Raw genomic sequence first — 16544 nt, 5'->3', positions numbered from 1 at the left:
GCTCGGTGACGGCCGCCGTGTCCCGGGCGTCAGTAGCCGCGGGCTCCGGCGCCGCCGCGCAGCAGCGCGAAGGCCTCGGCCGTCTCGGCGACGGCGAGCCGGTGGGCCTCCTCGATCGGCGTGCCGGCGGAGAGGCGGCGCCAGTTGGCCAGGGCCAGCTCCTGACGGACCCCGATGAACTGGACGGCGATCAGCCGGGGCGCCAGGGCGCCGGTGTCGGGCCGCGCGTCGGCGAGGGCCGACGTCAGGGCGTCGGTGTCCTCGGCGATGTAGTCCCGCAGGTGCGAGGACAGGCTCGGGGTGTCGTAGACCAGCCGCATGAACGCGAGCACCTCGGGCGCGTCGTTCAGGCCGGTCACGGGGTCGTGTGCGGCCAGCCGCTCCAGCTCGTGCCGCTCCAGCGCGGCCAGCGGCGCGAGGCCCGCCGGCCGGTCGCGGACCACCCGGGCGGACTCGCCGAGGTGGTCGGCGAAGCGGTGCAGGACCAGCTCCTCCTTGGTGGCGAAGTACCGGAACAGCGTCGGCTTGGAGACCTCCGCGGCGGCGGCGATCTCGGCCACCGACACCTGGTCGAAGCCGTTGGTCAGGAACAGTCCGATCGCGGTGTCGGCGATCGCCCGGCGGGTCCGCTGCTTCTTCAGGGCCCGCAGGCCCTCCGGCTCACTCATACATCAATCATAACCCGGATACTTTTGTTACCCGGTTGCTTTTCTTACCGGGTTGCTGTTCTCTGGAACTCCGACACACCGACGACGGGAGAGTCAGATGGCAGCCGTGGTGATCGCGGGCGCAGGACCGACCGGGCTGACCCTGGCCTGCGACCTCGCCCGGCAGGGCATACCGGTCCGGGTGCTGGACCGCGCGGAGGAATTCCCGGCCGGCTCGCGCGGCAAGGCGCTCAACCCGCGCAGCCTGGAGATCCTGGCCGACCTCGGCCTGGCGCAGCGGCTGGCCGCCCACGGCCGCACCCACCTGCCGTTCCGCAAGTACTACGCGGGCGCGTTCGTGAACGACACCGACCCCTTCGCGGACGCCCGGCCCACCCCGGACGCCCCGTACGAGGCCGGCATGTTCCTGCCGCAGTGGCGGGTCGAGGAACTGCTCCGCGAAAAGCTCGCCGAGTACGGGGTGAAGGTCGAACTCGGCACCGAGCTGGCCGGGTTCGAGCAGGACGAGGCAGGCGTGACGGCGCTGCTCACCGGCGGCGGCCGGATCGCCGCCGACTACCTGGTCGCCTGCGACGGCGGCCGCAGCACCGTGCGCAAGCAGCTCGGCGTCCCGTTCGAGGGGAACAGCGAGCCGGAGTCCACGATGGTCTGCGGCGACGTCGAGGTCGAGGGGCTGGAACCCGACCGGTGGCACCAGTGGTTCAGCCCGGCCGGCGCCTTCATGCTCTGCCCGTTCCGGGACGAGCCCCGCTGGCAGTTGCAGTCCTCCCCCGAGCTGGACGCCGACGGCGCACCGGTGCCGCCCTCGCTGGAGAGTTTCCGGCGGCTGGCCGAACTGCACACCGGCCGCACCGACATCCGGCTCTCCAACGCGACCTGGCTCTCCACCTGGCGGATCAACGTCCGGATGGTGGACCGCTACCGGGTCGGGCGGGTGCTGCTCGCCGGGGACTGCGCCCACGTCCACCCGATCGCGGGCGGCCTGGGCATGAACACCGGCATCCAGGACGCCTGGAACCTGGGCTGGAAGCTCGGCCACGTCCTGCGCGGCCTGGCCGGCCCCGGCCTGCTGGACAGCTACCAGGAGGAGCGGCTGCCGGTCGCCGCCTGGACGCTCGGCATCACCCACGCAGGCATGGCCGCCGTCGCGGAGGGCACCAGGACCCCGGGGGTGGGTGTGGAGGCCGGGCGGGTCGGCGACCTCACCGGCCTCGCCATCGACTACCGCGGCGGCCCCCTGGCCGACGACCGGCTCGGCGGCCCGCTGCGGGCCGGCGACCGCGCGCCGGACGCACCCTGCACCGCCCCGGACGGAACACCGGTGCGACTCTTCGAGGCGTTCGCCGGGAGCCACTTCACCCTGCTCGGGTTCGGCCCCGGCGCACTGCCCGCACTGTCGGGCCTGCCCGCGCACGTCCGCCCGCTCGCCGTGGACGCGGGCCCCGCCGGCCTCGGCGACCCGGACGGCCACGCCCGCCGCGCGTACGGGGTCACCGGTGACGCGCTCGTGCTGGTCCGGCCCGACAACCACGTCGCCCTGACCGTGGCGGCCGGGCCGACGGCGGGCGACACCGCCCTGGCCTACCTGACATCCCTGTGAAGGGTTCGTTCTGGCCTCCGGAGCCTATCAGGCGGTCAACTACGGTGTCCGGCCGGTCGGTTCACTGCTCGACGGCACCCTGGGCAGCATCCTCGGACTGCGGCCGACCCTGTGGCCGGCGGCCGGCGGCGCGGTGCTGTCGTTCCTGTGGCTGCTCGGCTCGCCGATCCCCCGGCTGCGGGACCTTCCGACCGAAGGACCGGACGCCGACGAACCGCCCGGCCCGCCGACCGACCGTCAGAAGGTCCGCTCCGCGCGGCCGGTGACCCTAACAGATTCGGGCATATGCCCGACGAATATGTCGGATTCCGACCCCAGGTCGAACGTTCAGGGTTAGCGTTACGCTCCGAAGAGGTTACCGCCAGTGAGCGCGGTGCCGCGCGCGGGCCCCCCGTGGGCCCGCAGGAGGGGTGCGTATCGAGTGCCGGGGATCGATGACTGCCTTACCGAGGCGATGGGCGTGCCGGGCGCGCTCGGTGCGAGCCTGGTCGACTGGACCAGCGGGCTCGCACTGGGCACCGCCGGGGAAGGGCCGGGCGGCGACCACGAGGCCGGCGCCGCCGACGCGACCGAGCTGGCCAGAGCTGTGACCCAGAGCACCTCGTTCGCCGACCCGGCGTCCGGGACGGCCCCGGCCGAGGACGTGATCCTCAGTTCGGCCGGGGCCTACCACCTGGTCAGGTTCCTCGACACCGCCTTCGACAGCAACCTCATCCTGTACCTGCGGCTCGACCGGGAGCGGTCCAACCTCGCGATGGCCCGGCTCAGACTCGCCGCGATCGCCGAGCAGTTGGTGATCGACTGATGGCCGTCACACTGGACGCCCGCACCTTCGACGCGCCGGTCGCGCACGCCCCGCGGCTGCCCCGCCGGCGCCGCTCCGGCTGCTCGCCCGCCACCGTCTTCGAGACCGCACTCGCCGACCTGGCCGCGCAGCGCGCCACCGGCGCGATGGTCGGTGCCGCCGGCACCCTGCACCTGGTCGGCGGGTTCGTGGTGCACGCCGAGAGTCCCTCCGCCCCCGGCATCGAGGCGCTGCTCACCGGCTGCGGCCGGCTGACCGGCACCGACTGGGCCCGACACCTGGCGAGCGGCCTGCCGATGTCGGACGAACTGGTCCGCACCGGCCGGGTGAGCGCCGGCGAGCTGCAGCTCTGCCACCTGACCGCGCTGCTGGACGCGGCCTACTTCGCGCTCGGCCAGAACCAGGGCGAGATCCGCTTCGAGGCCGCCGCCCGGCCGCTGTTCACCCTGGCCCGTCCGATGGGCGTACGGGAGCTGCGCGCGGCGGTGGGCCGGCGGCGCGCGCTGCTGGACCGGGTCTGGCCGTGCCCGCAGCTGGACGGCGCGGTCGTCCGGCGCCGGCCGGTGGCGGTGCCGCGCGGCTGCACCAGACGGCGGCGCGCCGTCCTGGAGGCCGCGGACGGCCGCCGCACCCCGGCAGAGATCGCCCTCCTGCTGGGGCGCTCGGCGTTCGGGACCGTGCTGGACATCCGGCACCTCGCGGCGGGCGGTCTGATCGAGTCCACCCCGTCGCTCCCACCGCCCCCGGTGCCCCTGCAACCACTGCTGGCTCCGGTGCCGCCACCGCTGCCGCCGCCCGTCGAAGCGCAGCGGGTCGTGTTCCCCACCCGGACGCGGCCCGCCGCCACCACTCCGTCCTACGACCCGTCAGATCCGCACGTCGCCCTGCTGCTCAGGATCCGAGCCGGCCTGGAGGCCCGACTGTGAGTGTTCCGCCCGTCCTTACCCCCCGTCCCACCGAGTCATGAAGCGCACCTTGCGACAGTTCACCGCCCGACGGCCTCCCGTACTGCTCGACCCCGAGGTGCTCGCCGAGCCCGAGGTACTCACCGAGCTGCGCGGGCTACGAGCCCGCGTCCCCCATCTGACCGGCAGCCTGGTCGCGACCACCGACGGCCTGGTGGTCGCCCATGACACCACCGGCCTGGAGCCCTCCGGGGTGGCCGCGCTCACGGCGGCCGCCCTCGGAGTCGGCGCGCGGCTGGCCGAGGCGACCGGCCAGGGCGGCTTCCGCGAGCTCATGACCAGGGGCGAGTTCGGCTACACCGCCACCTACGCGGCCGGCGCCTTCGTGGTGCTGACCCTGCTGGCCGGGCCGGACGCCAACATCGGCCGACTGCACCTGGAGGCCCGCCGGGTCGGGCGCCGGATCGAGGCGCTCACCGAGGCCGCGCTGGAGCGCCAGGACCAGCGGGACTGACCCCGAGCCGCCTCCGTACCGACCCACCGACCGACCGACCATCCGCACCACAGCACGACACCCACAACAAACCAATCCGCGACGAAACATCACGAAAGAGGACACCATGGCCAGCACCGAGAGCGCACTCAAGGACATCATGAACTCGATCGACGGCACTATCGGTGTCGCTCTGGTCGACTACAACAGCGGAATGGCGCTCGGCACCCTCGGCGGTTCGCCCGATCTCGATCTCAATGTGGCCGCCGCGGGCAATACCGATGTGGTCCGCGCCAAGGTCAGGGCGATCGAACTGCTGGGTCTCAAGGAGGCGATCGAGGACATCCTGATCTCACTCAGCAGCCAGTACCACCTGATCCGGCCACTCACCAGCCGCTCCGGCAAGGGCCTGTTCCTCTACCTCGCCCTCGACAAGGGCCGTGCGAACCTGGCGATGGCGCGCCACCAGCTGAAGCGGATCGAGGCCGACCTGGAGGTCTGACGCCCGCCGGGGCACCGGCGGGCCCGCACGGGCCGGGCGCGGAAGCGGTCAGGACGTCCGGCCCGTGCGGGAGTCGGGGATGGTCGGTATGAGGCCCGGTCGGGCGCGGCCCGCTGTTACGGTTCCCCGCCGTCGCCCGACCGGGGGCTTGTCACCGGCGGAGCGGACCCTCGCAGGTGTAGTCGGCGGTGCCGGCCCGGCCGCCCGGCCAGATGTCGACCGCCCCGAAGGAGCAGTTCATGTCGTCGAGGTTGTTCGCGACGCCCTTCGTCCGCTCCAGGATGAAGTAGTCGACGGTGGACGACATGTCCTTGAACACGGCGTCGGCGCTGGTGGAGTCGGCGAGGTTGGCGGTGATCCGGCCGGTGCAGACGAAGCGCATCGGCTTGTTGTCCCAGTCACCGTTGTCCTTGCAGGACGGGGTGGACTGGGTGGCGCCGGCGAACGCCGCCTGCACCTCGGCGGGGTAGGCGAACTTCAGGTACCCGTTCGGGGTGAACGAGGTGTTCGGGACGTACAGGTCGGGGATGTTCGCGATCCGGGCGTCCAGGAAGGCGTTGTACTCGGTCTGCAGGCCCGCGTCGGCACCGACCCTGGTGCGCCAGGCGTCGAAGCCGGCCGGGTTGTCGGCCCGCAGGTAGCCGTACATCTCGCGCAGCTGCGAGGGGTGCTTGAGCCACAGGAACTCGAAGAACGTGCCCGCGTAGTTGTAGAAGTGGAACGCGGGGGTGTCGGTGTAGCGGGCGTGGATCAGCTCGTTGATGCTCATCCGCGGGATGCCGGCGGCCTCGTCCTGGGCGAGCCTGTTGACCAGCGACCTGCGGACCAGGATGCCCTGGTCCCGGGTGGCGCCGTCGAAGAACTCGGCGGTGCCCTCGTCCATCGCGGTGGTGAGGTCGTTGGCGTACCAGCGCGGCTCCCCGAAGGTGCCGGGGGTGGCCCAGCGACCGTTCAGGTAGTGGGTGTACTCGTGCCGGAACAGCTCCTCGAGCGTCAGGCTGGAGTCCTGCGGCACCCGGCGCTGATAGGTGTAGAAGGTGGCGCCGTTCTCGATGTAGATGCCGCCGTTGTTGGTCGCCATGCCGGTCAGTAGCGGGTGGTAGACCTCGTAGTCGGCGCGCGACGCGTACAGGTGGATGTGCAGCGTGGAGTTGACGTCGCCGGCCAGCGGTGCGTCGGTGCCCAGGACCCGGAAGAACTGCGTCTTCACCTGCTTGCTGGCGTAGTACATCTGGTCGACGGTCGCCCGGTCGAGGGCGGTGTGCACCTCCAGCGCGCCGTTGTCGTACCGGTAGGTGTAGGGGAAGAGGGCGGCCTCGATCTGGCTGGTGCAGACGCCGAACTGGGCGCAGACACCGTAGTAGTTGGCCCAGCCGACCGCCTTCACCCAGGGTGCCGAGAACTCCCCGAACACCGACTTGGTGGTGTCCAGCAGCGGGCCCAGGTCAGCGCTGACCGCGGCACGCAGCGAGGGAATCTGGCCGAAGCGGCCGTACTCGGCCACCGCGTCGCGGGCGACCCAGGCGTTGGCGGTGCCCTTGAGCTGTGCGGCCGAGGCGAAGGCGCGGAACACCGCGCGGTAGTCGGCGTCGGCGGCGACGGCCGCCATGAAGGCCGGGTCCTGGTTGTAGATGCCGAGGTAGTTGACGTTCAGCGCGGCGAGGCCTGCGTTGCCCCACTGGACGCTGCCGGCCACCCGGGTGCCGGGGCCGAACGCGGCGAGGATCCGCTTGACCAGCGGCAGGTTGTTCTGGCGCAGCCCGACGCTGCCGGCGGTGATGGTCATCTCGCGCAGGATCGCGGCGGCCTGGTCGGTGCTGTCGAAGGCGCGGGGGTTGGCCGAGTAGGCGTTGATCGCCTGCTGGATGGTGGCCAGGGTGGCGGCGTCGGTGACGTCGATCTGGTCGTGGTTGAAGTCGAAGTAGACCGTGGCGTGCAGGAACGTCCACAGCTCGTACAGGTGGGCACCGTTGGTGCCGTCGTGGCCGGCCGCGAGCTGGGTGATCCGGTTGGCGACGGCCTGGACATGGGCGTCGTCCATGGCGGTGGCGTACCGGGCGTCCCAGGTCCACAGGAAGCCGGCGAGACAGCCGTCGGCGGTGACCGCCGGGTCGGTGAGGAAGGCCACCAGCTGGGCCGGGTCGAGGCCGGCCATCCCGGCGGCGGTGCAGGGCACCCCGGCCGCGGTGGAGCCGGGGGCGCCGACGGGGGCGCTCGGCCCGGCGACCGGGGCGGGCGCGCCGACCCGGTCGGGCAGCCGGCCGGGGAGCAGCGAGTCGCCGAGCGAGCCGCCACCGGGCGCGGGGGCCGCGCCGCCCGCCTTGGCGGTGGCGGCGGCGAGGTGGTCGACCTCGTCGTAGGCGCTCGGGTTCGACGCGGGGGCCGGGGCCGGCGAGGCCGGGGACGTGCCGACGGGGGCCGCGGGAGCCGCGGCCGCGCCGATGGCCTGCGCGGTCTGGACGGCCGGCAGCGTGAGGGAGGCGGCCAGCGCGGCGGCGAGCAGGACTCGACGCGCAGTGCGGGGAGTTGACACCTGTGCTCCTGAACATGTGGGGGGAGAGAGTGGGGGGTGGGGGCGCCCTGGGGCGCACCCGGGGCCGCACCGCCGCCCGGCGCCCCTGGGGAGAGGGCGCCCGGAGGCGAGCGGGCGAGCGCCGGAGCGAGGAACGTCGGTATCGGATCGGGAGCGCCCGGAGGCGAGCGGGCGAGCAACACAGCCCCCGCCCCGAGCCGAAGGGCGCGCCGATGCCGAAAGCGACGAGTGACCAGCGAGCGCAGCGAGCGCCGGAGCGAGGAACGTCGGTATCGGATCGGGAGCGCCCGGAGGCGAGCGGGCGAGCAACACAGCCCCCGCCCCGAGCCGAAGGGCGCGCCGATGCCGAAAGCGACGAGTGACCAGCGAGCGCAGCGAGCGCCGGAGCGAGGAACGTCGGTATCGGATCGGGAGCGCCCGGAGGCGAGCGGGCGAGCAGCAGCGGGTCAGGCCTCGGGGAAGTGGCAGGCCGCCTTGCGGGCGGTGTCCGGGGCGGTGATCTGCAGGAGCGGTGCCTCGGTGCGGCAGATGTCCTGTGCCTTGGGGCACCTGGGGTGGAAGGTGCAGCCGGTGGGCGGGTTGGCGGGGCTCGGCGGGTCGCCGAGCAGCACGATCCGCTCGCGCCGGCGTTCGGCCAGCGGGTCGGGCAGCGGTACGGCGGAGAGCAGCGCCTTGGTGTAGGGGTGTGCGGGGTTGTCGTACACCTGGCGCTTGTCGCCGATCTCGACGATCCGGCCGAGGTACATCACCGCGACCCGGTGGCTGATGTGTTTCACCACGGCGAGGTCGTGGGCGATGAACACGTACGCGACGCCGAGTTCCCGCTGCAGGCGCTCCATCAGGCCGACGATCTGCGCCTGGATGGACACGTCGAGGGCGGAGACCGGCTCGTCGGCGACGACGAGTTCGGGGCGGGTGGCGAGCGCGCGGGCGATGCCGATCCGCTGGGCCTGGCCGCCGGAGAACTGGTGCGGGTAGCGCTCCAGGTGTTCGGGGGCGAGGCCGACCAGCCGGACGAGGTCGCGTACCTCGGCGGCGGTCCGTTTCGGTTCGGTGCCCTGGGCCCGCAGCGGGGCCGCGATGATTTGCTGGACGGTCTGCCGGGGGTTGAGCGAGGCGAACGGGTCCTGGAAGATCATCTGCAGCTTGCTGCGCAGCGGCCGCAGTTCGCGCTGGCCGGTGCGGGTGATGTCCTGCCCGCGGAAGCCGATCCGGCCGGCCGTCGGGTCGAGCAGTCGGACCAGCATCCGGCCGGTGGTGGACTTGCCGCAGCCGGACTCGCCGACCAGGCCGAGGGTTTCGCCGGGCCGGACGTCGAAGGAGACCCCGTCGACGGCCCGGACGCCGGGACGCCGGCGGAAGGTGCCGTTCGGGCCGGGAAAGGTCATGCCCAGGTCCTGCACGGTGAGCAGGGGGTCCGTCATGCGGTCGCCTCCTTCTGGGGGCCGCGGCCGTCGGACGGCGAGTCCAGCAGGCAGGCGGTGCGGTGGTGCTCGGCGACCAGGCGCAGCGGCGGGCGCTCGTCGGTGCAGGCCCGGCGGCCTTCCTCGGAGGCTGCCTCGTAGACCGCGCAGCGCGGGTGGAAGGGACAACCGGCCGGCGGGGCGAGCAGGGAGGGCGGGCTGCCGGGGATGGAGACCAGGGCGTCGCCGTCGGCGGCGTCCAGGCGGGGCAGCGAGTCCAGCAGGCCGCGGGTGTAGGGGTGCCGCGGTGCGGTGAACAGCGTTTCGGCGGGGGCCTGTTCGGCGGCCGAGCCGCCGTACATGACCAGCACCTCGTCGGCGACCCGGGCGATCACGCCGAGGTCGTGCGTGATCATGATGATGCCCAGCCCGCGGTCCTGCTGGAGCTTCATCAGCAGTTCCAGCACCTGGGCCTGGACGGTGACGTCCAGGGCCGTGGTCGGCTCGTCGGCGATGATCAGGTCGGGCTCGCAGGACAGCGCCAGCGCGATCATCGCCCGCTGCCGCATGCCGCCGGAGAACTGGTGCGGGTACTCCCCCGCCCGGCGGGCGGGCTCGGGGATGCCGACGTCGCCGAGCACCTCGACGGCGCGTGCCCAGGCCGTGCGGCGCTTGCCGCCGAAGTGGGCCTGGTAGGCCTCGGAGATCTGGTCGCCGATGGTGAAGTACGGGTGCAGCGAGGTGAGCGCGTCCTGGAAGACCATGGCCATCCGCCGGCCGCGCAGGGCTCGTACGGTCTCCTCGGGGGCGCCGATCAGTTCGGTGCCGTCGAAGCGGACCGATCCGGTGACCTCGGCGCCGCGGTGCAGGCCCATGACGGCCAGCGAGGTGACGGACTTTCCGGAGCCGGACTCGCCGACGATGCCCAGTGTCCGGCCGGCCTCGACGGTGAAGTCCACTCCCCGTACGGCTCGTACGGTTCCTTCCGCGGTGCTGAACTGCACCGCGAGGTCCTTGACTTCGAGCAGGGTCACGACAGCCTCGCCCTCGGGTCGATCCAGGCGTAGACCATGTCCACGATCAGGTTGGAGGTGACGATGAAGAAGGAGGCGAGCAGGGTGATGCCCATGATCACCGGCTGGTCGGCCTTGTTGAGCGAGTCGGCGAAGAGCTTGCCGACGCCCGGGAGGCCGAACAGCGACTCGGTGATCAGCGCTCCGGCCAGCAGGCCGCCGAGGTCCATGCCGAGCATGGTGGCCACCGGGGTGAGGGCGGGCCGCAGGCCGTGTTTGGCCACCACCCGGCGCTCCGGCAGGCCCTTCGCCCGGGCGGTGCGCACGAACGGCTCGGCCATCGTCTCGATGACGGAGTTGCGGGTCATCCGGGCGTAGATCGCGGCGGACATCAGGGCGAGCGTGATCCAGGGCAGGACCAGGTTCTCGATCCAGCCGAACGGGTCCTCGCCGAAGGCGATGTACCGGGGGTAGGGGATCAGGTCCATCACCGAGACGACGAAGTAGAGCAGGATCATCGCGGTGAAGTAGACCGGCAGGGCGGCGACCCCGATGGTGCCGACCATGACGGTGCGGTCGAGCCAGGTGTTGCGGCGCAGCGCGGAGACCACGCCGGCCGTGACGCCGAGCACCAGCCACAGGACGGCCGCGCCGACGGCCAGCGAGGCGCTGGCGGGGAGGCGGTCCATCATCAGGTCCCAGACCGGCTGGGCGCTCTGGTAGGAGTAGCCGAAGCAGGGGAAGTCGCACTGCACGGCGTAGCTGCCGCTGCCGAGGGTCTGGCCGGCGAAGATGCCGACCAGGTAGCGGCCGAACTGGACGATCAGCGGGTCGTCCAGGCCCATCTGCTGGCGGACCAGCAGGATCCGTTCCGCCGAGCAGTCCTTGCCGCAGAACTGGGCGGCCGGGTCGGTCGGCAGGAGGTAGAAGACGGCGAAGGTGATGGCGCAGATCACCACGAGGGTGAGGACGATGCCGATCAGCCGCCGGACCAGGAATCCGATCATGCCCGGCTGCCCTTCGGGTCGAGGGCGTCGCGCAGTGCGTCGCCCAGCAGGGTGAAGGCCAGCACGACCAGGAACAGGCAGACGCTGGGCAGGACGAAGAACATCGGGTCGACCTTGTAGTAGGGCACCGCGTCCGAGATCATCTGGCCCCAGGAGGGCGTCGGGGGCCGGACTCCGACGCCGAGGTAGGTCAGCGCGGCCTCGGCGCCGATCAGGCCGGGGATCGCCAGCGTGACGTACACGATGATGGTGCCGGTGAGGTTGGGCAGGATCTCGGTGAACAGGATCCGGGCGCTGGAGGTGCCGCAGGCGCGGGCGGCCTCGACGTACTCGCGGTGTTTGAGCGAGAGGGTCTGACCGCGGATCACCCGGGCGATGTAGGGCCAGCCGAACACGCTCATCACCGCGATCAGCAGCAGGATGCGGTTGGCGTCCCGGGCCACCGAGAGCAGCGCGATCATGAAGATCAGGCTGGGGAAGGACATCATGATGTCCATGAAGCGGCTGATCACGGTGTCGGTCCGGCCGCCGAAGTAGCCGGCGCTGATGCCCAGCAGCACGCCGATCACGGTGGTGATGAGTGCGGCGCTGAAGGCGACCAGCAGGCTGATCTGTCCGCCGTACAGGAGCCGGGCGAAGATGTCGCGGCCCAGGCCCGGTTCGACGCCCAGCCAGTGGTCGGGGCCGATGCCGCCGAGCGGTTCCTTGGGTACACCGCCGAGGTAGAGGTTGAGGGCCTTCTTGTCCGTGTCGGACGGGCCGTGGCCGCTGATCGCGGTGAGGACTGGGGCGAGCAGGGAGCACAGGACGAAGAAGACGATGATGCCGAGGCCGACCATGGCGGCCTTCTGGCTGCGGAGCCGGTGCCAGGTGAGGCGCCAGGGCGAGGCGGGAGGCGCTGCGGGAGCGGGGGCGGCGGGGCTGACCGCCGCCCCCGCTCCCCGGGCGGCTGCCTCGGAGAGCGGGGCGGTCATGGGGTCAGGCTCCTGACTACTTGACGGACTTCAGGCCGATGGCCGCGTAGTCGATCTGGCCGGACCACACCGGGTGGGCGTAGGCGCCGGCGATGTTGGAGCCGACCAGCAGCGGCTTCTTCTGCCAGGTCAGCGGCACGGCCGGCGACTTGTCCATGATCTTGGCGTCGAGGGCGAGCCAGGAGGTGTTGGCCTTCTGCAGGTCGTCGAGGCCGGCGATCCGGTCGAGCTCGGCGATGGTCTCCGGGTCGTTGAACCGGCTGTTGTTGCCGTTGTTGCTCTTGTCCTTGATCGAGCGGCCGTCGAAGATCATTGGCAGGAAGGTCGCGGCGGACGGGTAGTCGGGGCACCAGCCGCTCATCGACAGGCCGGGCTGCTTGTCCTTGTCGCCGACGATCGAGTTGACGGCGGTCGGGTCGACGGTGGTGACGGTGACCTCGACGCCGACCTTCTTCAGCGAGGCCTGGATCGACTCGGCCTGTGCCTTGGCACCGGTGGAGGTGACCAGCTCGGTCTGCAGCCCGTTGGCGAAACCGGCCTCGGCCATCAGCGACTTGGCCTTCTCCGGGTCACCGGCCGGCTTGATCATGAAGTGGTCGATCGGCGCACCGGCGGTCAGCACCGGCGGCAGGAAGGTGGTGGCGACGTCGTTGAACGCCGGACCGCCCACCGCGGCCGCGAAGGCCTCCTTGTCCACCGCGTACTGCAGGGCGAGGCGGAGCTTGGGGTTGTCGAACGGCGCCTTGCTGGTGTTCATCACCAGCATCGAGGTGCAGCCGGAGTTCTCGCTGATCAGACGCTTCTTCAGGTCCGGGTTGGTGAGCACCTCGCTGACCTTGGCGGAGACCAGGTCGACGTAGGAGATCGCGTTCTTGTCCTCGCCCTGGTCGGCGATCAGCCGGTCCGCGATGCCGGCGCCCTTCAGGGTCTGCTCGACCACGATCCGGTCCGGGTACGCCTTGCGGACCGGGTCGCTCTTCTCGTCCCAACTGGTGTTGCGGACCAGCACCATGCGCTTGCCGCGGTCGTACTCCTCGATCTTGTACGGGCCCGAGGAGACCGGGTGGTTGCTGTAGTTGGCACCGGTCTCCTTCGCCTTCGGCACCGGCGAGAAGGTCGGCAGGGTCACGGTGTAGCCGAACTCCGCGACCGGGCGCTTGAGGTGGAAGACGATGGTCTTCGCGTCCGGGACCTCGATGGCCTCCTTGCCCAGCCGCTCGCCCTTGAGCGGGCCCTGGTAGCCGTCGGGGGCGTTCAGGTAGCGCACGGCGTAGTCGGGGCCGCCGGCCAGCTCCGGCGAGAAGGAGCGCTCGACGTTGTACTTGACGTCGTCGGCGACGATCGGGGTGCCGTCCTCGTACTTGAGGCCGTCCTTCAGGTGGAAGGTCCAGGTCTTCGCGCCGTCGCTCGGGGTGCCGAGGTCGGTGGCCAGGTCGGGCTCGATCTTCAGGCCCTCGGCGCCCGGGGCCGCCTTGAACGTGGTCAGGGTGCGGTAGAGCATCCGGACGCCGACGTCCATCACCGGCATGGTCCAGTTGCGGGCCGGGTCGAGCTGGTCGAAGTCCTGGTTGGACAGGATGGTGAGGGTGCCGCCCTTGACCGGCGTCCCGCCGATGACGCCGTTGCCCTCGGTGGTGACGCCCGCCTGGTCACCGGCCCCGCCAGCGCTGCCGCCGTTGCTGCTGCACGCCCCGAGGCCGAGGGTGAGGGTTGCTGCGATCGTCGCCGCCAGGGCGACGTGGGTACGCCTGTTCATGGTGAACTCCGAGATGGGGGGCCACTGCTGAGGCCCAGTCCGCCCCGGGGCTGATCCGGGGCCACACCGGAGGGGCGACCAGGGGTCTAGCCCCTCCGGGATGTGACCCGTAACATAGTAATGTGAAATTGCACTGGCAAGAGCTGGTGCCGCCCGTTACCGAGCCGTGTCCTCCCCGGGCCCGGCCCGGCCGCCAGTCCCCGCAGTTCCACCCCAGGTCAGAGGAGTCGCAGCAGTGACCGCCGAGCCCACCCCCCGCCTCAACACCGGCAGCCACGATCTGCCCGTCTCGCCCGCCCTCGACGCGTTCATGGGCACCGCATGGGCCGCCACCCCGCTGCCCGCCGGCGAACGGGTGCCCGGACACGACGCCACCCCGGCCCGGCGCCGCCGGCTGGCCACCGCCTTCCCCGGTGAGCGACTGCTCGTCCCCGCCGGGCAGTTGAAGGTCCGCAGCAACGACTGCGACTACCGCTTCCGCCCGCACAGCGCCTACGCCTGGCTCACCGGCCTCACCGGCGAGGAGCAGGTCGGCCACGTCCTGGTGGTCGAGCCCGACGGCGAGCCGGTGCTCTACCTGCGCCCGCGCTCCCCGCGCGGCGGCGGCAGCCCGTACGGCTCGGAGTTCTACCGCGACCGCCGCTACGGGGAGTTCTGGGTCGGCCGCCGACCCGACCTGGCCGAGGCCGCGCAGCTCACCGGCGTCCGCACCGAGCACCTGGACGACCTGGCCAAGCTGTTCACCGGCCCGCAGCCCGTCACCCGGGTGCTCGCCGGCGTCGACCCCGCGCTGGACGCCCTCGCCGGCCGCCCCGACACGGCGGCCGACCCGCTGGACACCCGACTCGCCACCGCGCTCTCCGAACTGCGCCTGATCAAGGACGCCTGGGAGGTCGGACAGCTCCAGCTCTCGGTCGACCTCACCACCACCGGCTTCGAGGACGTGGTCCGCGCCCTGCCCGCCGCACTGCGCCACGGCCGGGGCGAGCGCTGGCTGGAGGGAACGTTCAACCTCCGCGCCCGCGCCGAGGGCAACGGCCCCGGCTACGACACCATCGTCGCCTCCGGCGCCCACGCCTGCGTCCTGCACTGGATCCGCAACGACGGCGCCCTCGACCCGAACAAGCTGCTGCTGCTCGACGCGGGCGTGGAGACCGACTCCCTCTACACCGCCGACATCACCCGCACCCTCCCGCTCTCCGGGACCTTCTCCCCCGTCCAGCGCCAGGTGTACGAACTGGTGCTGGCCGCCCAGGACGCCGCCATCGCCACGCTGCGCCCCGGCGCCAGCTTCCGGGACTTCCACCGGGCCGGCATGCGGGTGATCGCCGAGGGCCTGGCCGAGTGGGGCGTCCTGCGGATCTCCGCCGAGGAGGCCCTGCGCGAGGACAGCGGCCTCTTCCGCCGCTACACCCTCTGCAGCAGCGGCCACATGCTCGGCCTGGACGTCCACGACTGCGCGAAGGCCCGGTCCGAGACCTACCTCGACGGCGTGCTGGAGGAGGGCATGGTCCTCACCGTCGAGCCCGGCCTCTACCTGCAGCCCGACGACGAGACGCTGCCGCTCGAACTGCGCGGCATCGGCGTGCGGATCGAGGACGACCTGGTGATCACCGCCGACGGCGCCCGGCTGATGTCCGGCGCGCTGCCGCGCACCGTGGCCGGCATCGAGGAGTGGATGGGCACCCTGCTGGGCTGACCGGCGGCGGCGTCCGCGCTACCGCGTGCCCGCCGCGAACGCCCGGACGACGTCCGCCGCCGGGCCGGTGCGGGCGAGCCGGTGACCGGTGCCGGCCCAGAGGTGCATCGCCCCGAGGTCGCCGCGCCCGGCCGCCGCCGCGCGCAGCGGCTGGGTGAGGTGGTGCACCTCCGGATAGGCGGTCGGCGCGTACGGCTCGTACCGGTCGATGAAGGCGTTGCGCAGACCGCGTGCCGGCCGGCCGGTGAAGGTCCGGGTGACGGCCGTCTCGGTGAACCGCTCGTCCACCAGTGCGCCCTGATGCGCAGGCGAGGCGCCGGACTCCGTGCAGCGCAGGAAGGCGGTGCCGAGCTGGGCGGCCACCGCGCCGGCCCGCAGGACGGCGGCCAGGCCCGCGGCGTCCGCGATGCCGCCGGCGGCGATCAGCGGCAGGGCGACCTCGGCCCGGACCTCGGCCAGCAGGTCGGGCAGCGGCACCTCGCCGGGCGCCGCCCCGGCCCGGTGGGTGGCCCGGTGGCCGCCCGCCTCGGGGCCCTGCACCGTCAGCAGGTCCATGCCCGCCTCGGCCGCCGCCCGCGCCTCGGCGGGCGTGGTCACGGTACCGACCTGGGTGATCCCGGCCGCGCGCAGCGCCTCGGCCTCGGCCGGGGAGGGCAGACCGAAGGTGTACGAGACCAGCGGCACCGGGTCCGCCAGCAGCAACTCGATCTTGGCGTCCCAGTCGTCCCGGTCGGGGGCGATCGCGGTCGGCAGGTCGACGCCGTACCGCTCGGCCTCGGGGCGCAGCCGCTCCCGGTAGGCCGCCACGGCCGCGGGGTCGCCGGGCGCGGCCGGGACGAAGAGGTTGAGGCCGAACGGCCGGTCCGTCAGCTCCCGGGTGGCCCCGATCTGCTCGGCCACGGCGGCGGCCGTCCGGTAGCCGGCGGCCAGGAAGCCGAGCCCGCCCGCCGCGTTCACGGCCGCCACCAGCTGCGGCGTGGTGGCCCCGCCCGCCATCGGCGCGGCCACCACGGGCACGTCGAGGCCGATCGCATCCACCGTCATCCGCCACTCCCCTCGGGCCGGTTCGCCCCCACCCTAGCCGCTGTGCGCGGGCCGGCCGCGGCAGCCGTGTCAGGTCACCCGGGCGGGCACGGTTCGGCCGCGACCGGCGGCGTCGGCGCCTCCCGGCCCGTCCCGCGGGGAT

The 16544-nt window shown here is 72.4% G+C and carries 14 protein-coding genes; 6 read left to right on the top strand and 8 right to left on the bottom strand.

Translation table 11 applies throughout. From position 1 onward, the window contains the following. Positions 1–29: 29 nt before the first annotated feature. On the bottom strand, positions 30–668 hold the full coding sequence (locus OG871_RS30940; protein ID WP_371501292.1) for a TetR family transcriptional regulator: 639 nt from the start codon (positions 666–668) through the stop codon (positions 30–32). A gap of 97 nt (positions 669–765) precedes the next feature. Between OG871_RS30940 and OG871_RS30935 the strand changes: the two genes are divergently transcribed. The 5 genes from OG871_RS30935 to OG871_RS30915 all read left to right on the top strand — a co-directional run bounded on the left by OG871_RS30935 (position 766) and on the right by OG871_RS30915 (position 4973). Then, a complete protein-coding gene (locus OG871_RS30935; RefSeq protein WP_371501291.1) occupies positions 766–2268 on the top strand; it encodes an FAD-dependent monooxygenase in 1503 nt (500 codons plus the stop codon). A 421-nt stretch (positions 2269–2689) separates the two neighbouring features. Further along, entirely contained in the window at positions 2690–3073 is a 384-nt protein-coding gene (locus tag OG871_RS30930) for a hypothetical protein (RefSeq protein WP_371501290.1), read from the top strand. Continuing rightward, the gene (locus OG871_RS30925; RefSeq protein WP_371501289.1) at positions 3073–3999 is read left to right on the top strand and encodes a transcriptional regulator; all 927 of its coding nucleotides are present in this window, start codon (positions 3073–3075) and stop codon (positions 3997–3999) included. Before OG871_RS30930 ends, OG871_RS30925 begins: the two co-directional genes overlap by 1 nt. 37 nt (positions 4000–4036) lie before the next feature. Further along, a complete protein-coding gene (locus OG871_RS30920) occupies positions 4037–4492 on the top strand; it encodes a roadblock/LC7 domain-containing protein (protein ID WP_371501288.1) in 456 nt (151 codons plus the stop codon). Positions 4493–4598: 106 nt separating this feature from the next. Next, a complete protein-coding gene (locus tag OG871_RS30915) occupies positions 4599–4973 on the top strand; it encodes a hypothetical protein (protein ID WP_371501287.1) in 375 nt (124 codons plus the stop codon). Between the two features lie 151 nt (positions 4974–5124). On the opposite strand, the gene OG871_RS30910 is transcribed toward OG871_RS30915, so the two are convergent. From OG871_RS30910 to OG871_RS30885, 6 genes are all read right to left on the bottom strand, one after another. Beyond that, on the bottom strand, positions 5125–7506 hold the full coding sequence (locus tag OG871_RS30910; protein WP_371501286.1) for a collagenase: 2382 nt from the start codon (positions 7504–7506) through the stop codon (positions 5125–5127). Positions 7507–7952: 446 nt separating this feature from the next. Next, complete coding sequence (locus OG871_RS30905) at positions 7953–8930, bottom strand: ABC transporter ATP-binding protein (RefSeq protein WP_371501285.1); 978 nt, start codon at positions 8928–8930, stop codon at positions 7953–7955. Next, positions 8927–9943 (bottom strand): ABC transporter ATP-binding protein, encoded by a 1017-nt coding sequence (locus OG871_RS30900; RefSeq protein ID WP_371501284.1) that lies wholly within the window; start codon positions 9941–9943, stop codon positions 8927–8929. The genes OG871_RS30905 and OG871_RS30900 overlap by 4 nt, the downstream gene beginning before the upstream one ends. After that, entirely contained in the window at positions 9940–10929 is a 990-nt protein-coding gene (locus OG871_RS30895; protein ID WP_371501283.1) for an ABC transporter permease, read from the bottom strand. Before OG871_RS30895 ends, OG871_RS30900 begins: the two co-directional genes overlap by 4 nt. After that, the gene (locus OG871_RS30890) at positions 10926–11903 is read right to left on the bottom strand and encodes an ABC transporter permease (protein WP_371501282.1); all 978 of its coding nucleotides are present in this window, start codon (positions 11901–11903) and stop codon (positions 10926–10928) included. The genes OG871_RS30895 and OG871_RS30890 overlap by 4 nt, the downstream gene beginning before the upstream one ends. A 16-nt stretch (positions 11904–11919) precedes the next feature. After that, complete coding sequence (locus OG871_RS30885; protein WP_371501281.1) at positions 11920–13659, bottom strand: ABC transporter substrate-binding protein; 1740 nt, start codon at positions 13657–13659, stop codon at positions 11920–11922. A 235-nt stretch (positions 13660–13894) separates the two neighbouring features. Here OG871_RS30885 and OG871_RS30880 point away from each other — a divergent pair, with 235 nt between their 5' ends. Further along, entirely contained in the window at positions 13895–15358 is a 1464-nt protein-coding gene (locus OG871_RS30880) for an aminopeptidase P family protein (protein ID WP_371501280.1), read from the top strand. Between the two features lie 18 nt (positions 15359–15376). On the opposite strand, the gene OG871_RS30875 is transcribed toward OG871_RS30880, so the two are convergent. Continuing rightward, positions 15377–16402, bottom strand: coding sequence for a nitronate monooxygenase (locus tag OG871_RS30875; protein WP_371501279.1), 1026 nt, complete (start codon positions 16400–16402; stop codon positions 15377–15379). Positions 16403–16544: the final 142 nt, after the last annotated feature.

Source organism: Kitasatospora sp. NBC_00374, assembly GCF_041434935.1.
GTDB lineage: Bacteria > Actinomycetota > Actinomycetes > Streptomycetales > Streptomycetaceae > Kitasatospora.
The sequence above is the reverse complement of the archived record's forward strand: the minus strand, read 5'-3'. Positions and strand labels throughout refer to the sequence as shown.

What these genes read in the sequence shown, in the direction of transcription:
- OG871_RS30940 (WP_371501292.1), bottom strand. Translation starts at nt 668, where the DNA reads ATGAGTGAGCCGGAGGGCCTGCGGGCCCTGAAGAAGCAGCGGACCCGC.
- OG871_RS30935 (WP_371501291.1), top strand. Translation starts at nt 766, where the DNA reads ATGGCAGCCGTGGTGATCGCGGGCGCAGGACCGACCGGGCTGACCCTG.
- OG871_RS30925 (WP_371501289.1), top strand. Translation starts at nt 3,073, where the DNA reads ATGGCCGTCACACTGGACGCCCGCACCTTCGACGCGCCGGTCGCGCAC.
- OG871_RS30920 (WP_371501288.1), top strand. Translation starts at nt 4,037, where the DNA reads ATGAAGCGCACCTTGCGACAGTTCACCGCCCGACGGCCTCCCGTACTG.
- OG871_RS30915 (WP_371501287.1), top strand. Translation starts at nt 4,599, where the DNA reads ATGGCCAGCACCGAGAGCGCACTCAAGGACATCATGAACTCGATCGAC.
- OG871_RS30905 (WP_371501285.1), bottom strand. Translation starts at nt 8,930, where the DNA reads ATGACGGACCCCCTGCTCACCGTGCAGGACCTGGGCATGACCTTTCCC.
- OG871_RS30895 (WP_371501283.1), bottom strand. Translation starts at nt 10,929, where the DNA reads ATGATCGGATTCCTGGTCCGGCGGCTGATCGGCATCGTCCTCACCCTC.
- OG871_RS30890 (WP_371501282.1), bottom strand. Translation starts at nt 11,903, where the DNA reads ATGACCGCCCCGCTCTCCGAGGCAGCCGCCCGGGGAGCGGGGGCGGCG.
- OG871_RS30885 (WP_371501281.1), bottom strand. Translation starts at nt 13,659, where the DNA reads ATGAACAGGCGTACCCACGTCGCCCTGGCGGCGACGATCGCAGCAACC.
- OG871_RS30875 (WP_371501279.1), bottom strand. Translation starts at nt 16,402, where the DNA reads ATGACGGTGGATGCGATCGGCCTCGACGTGCCCGTGGTGGCCGCGCCG.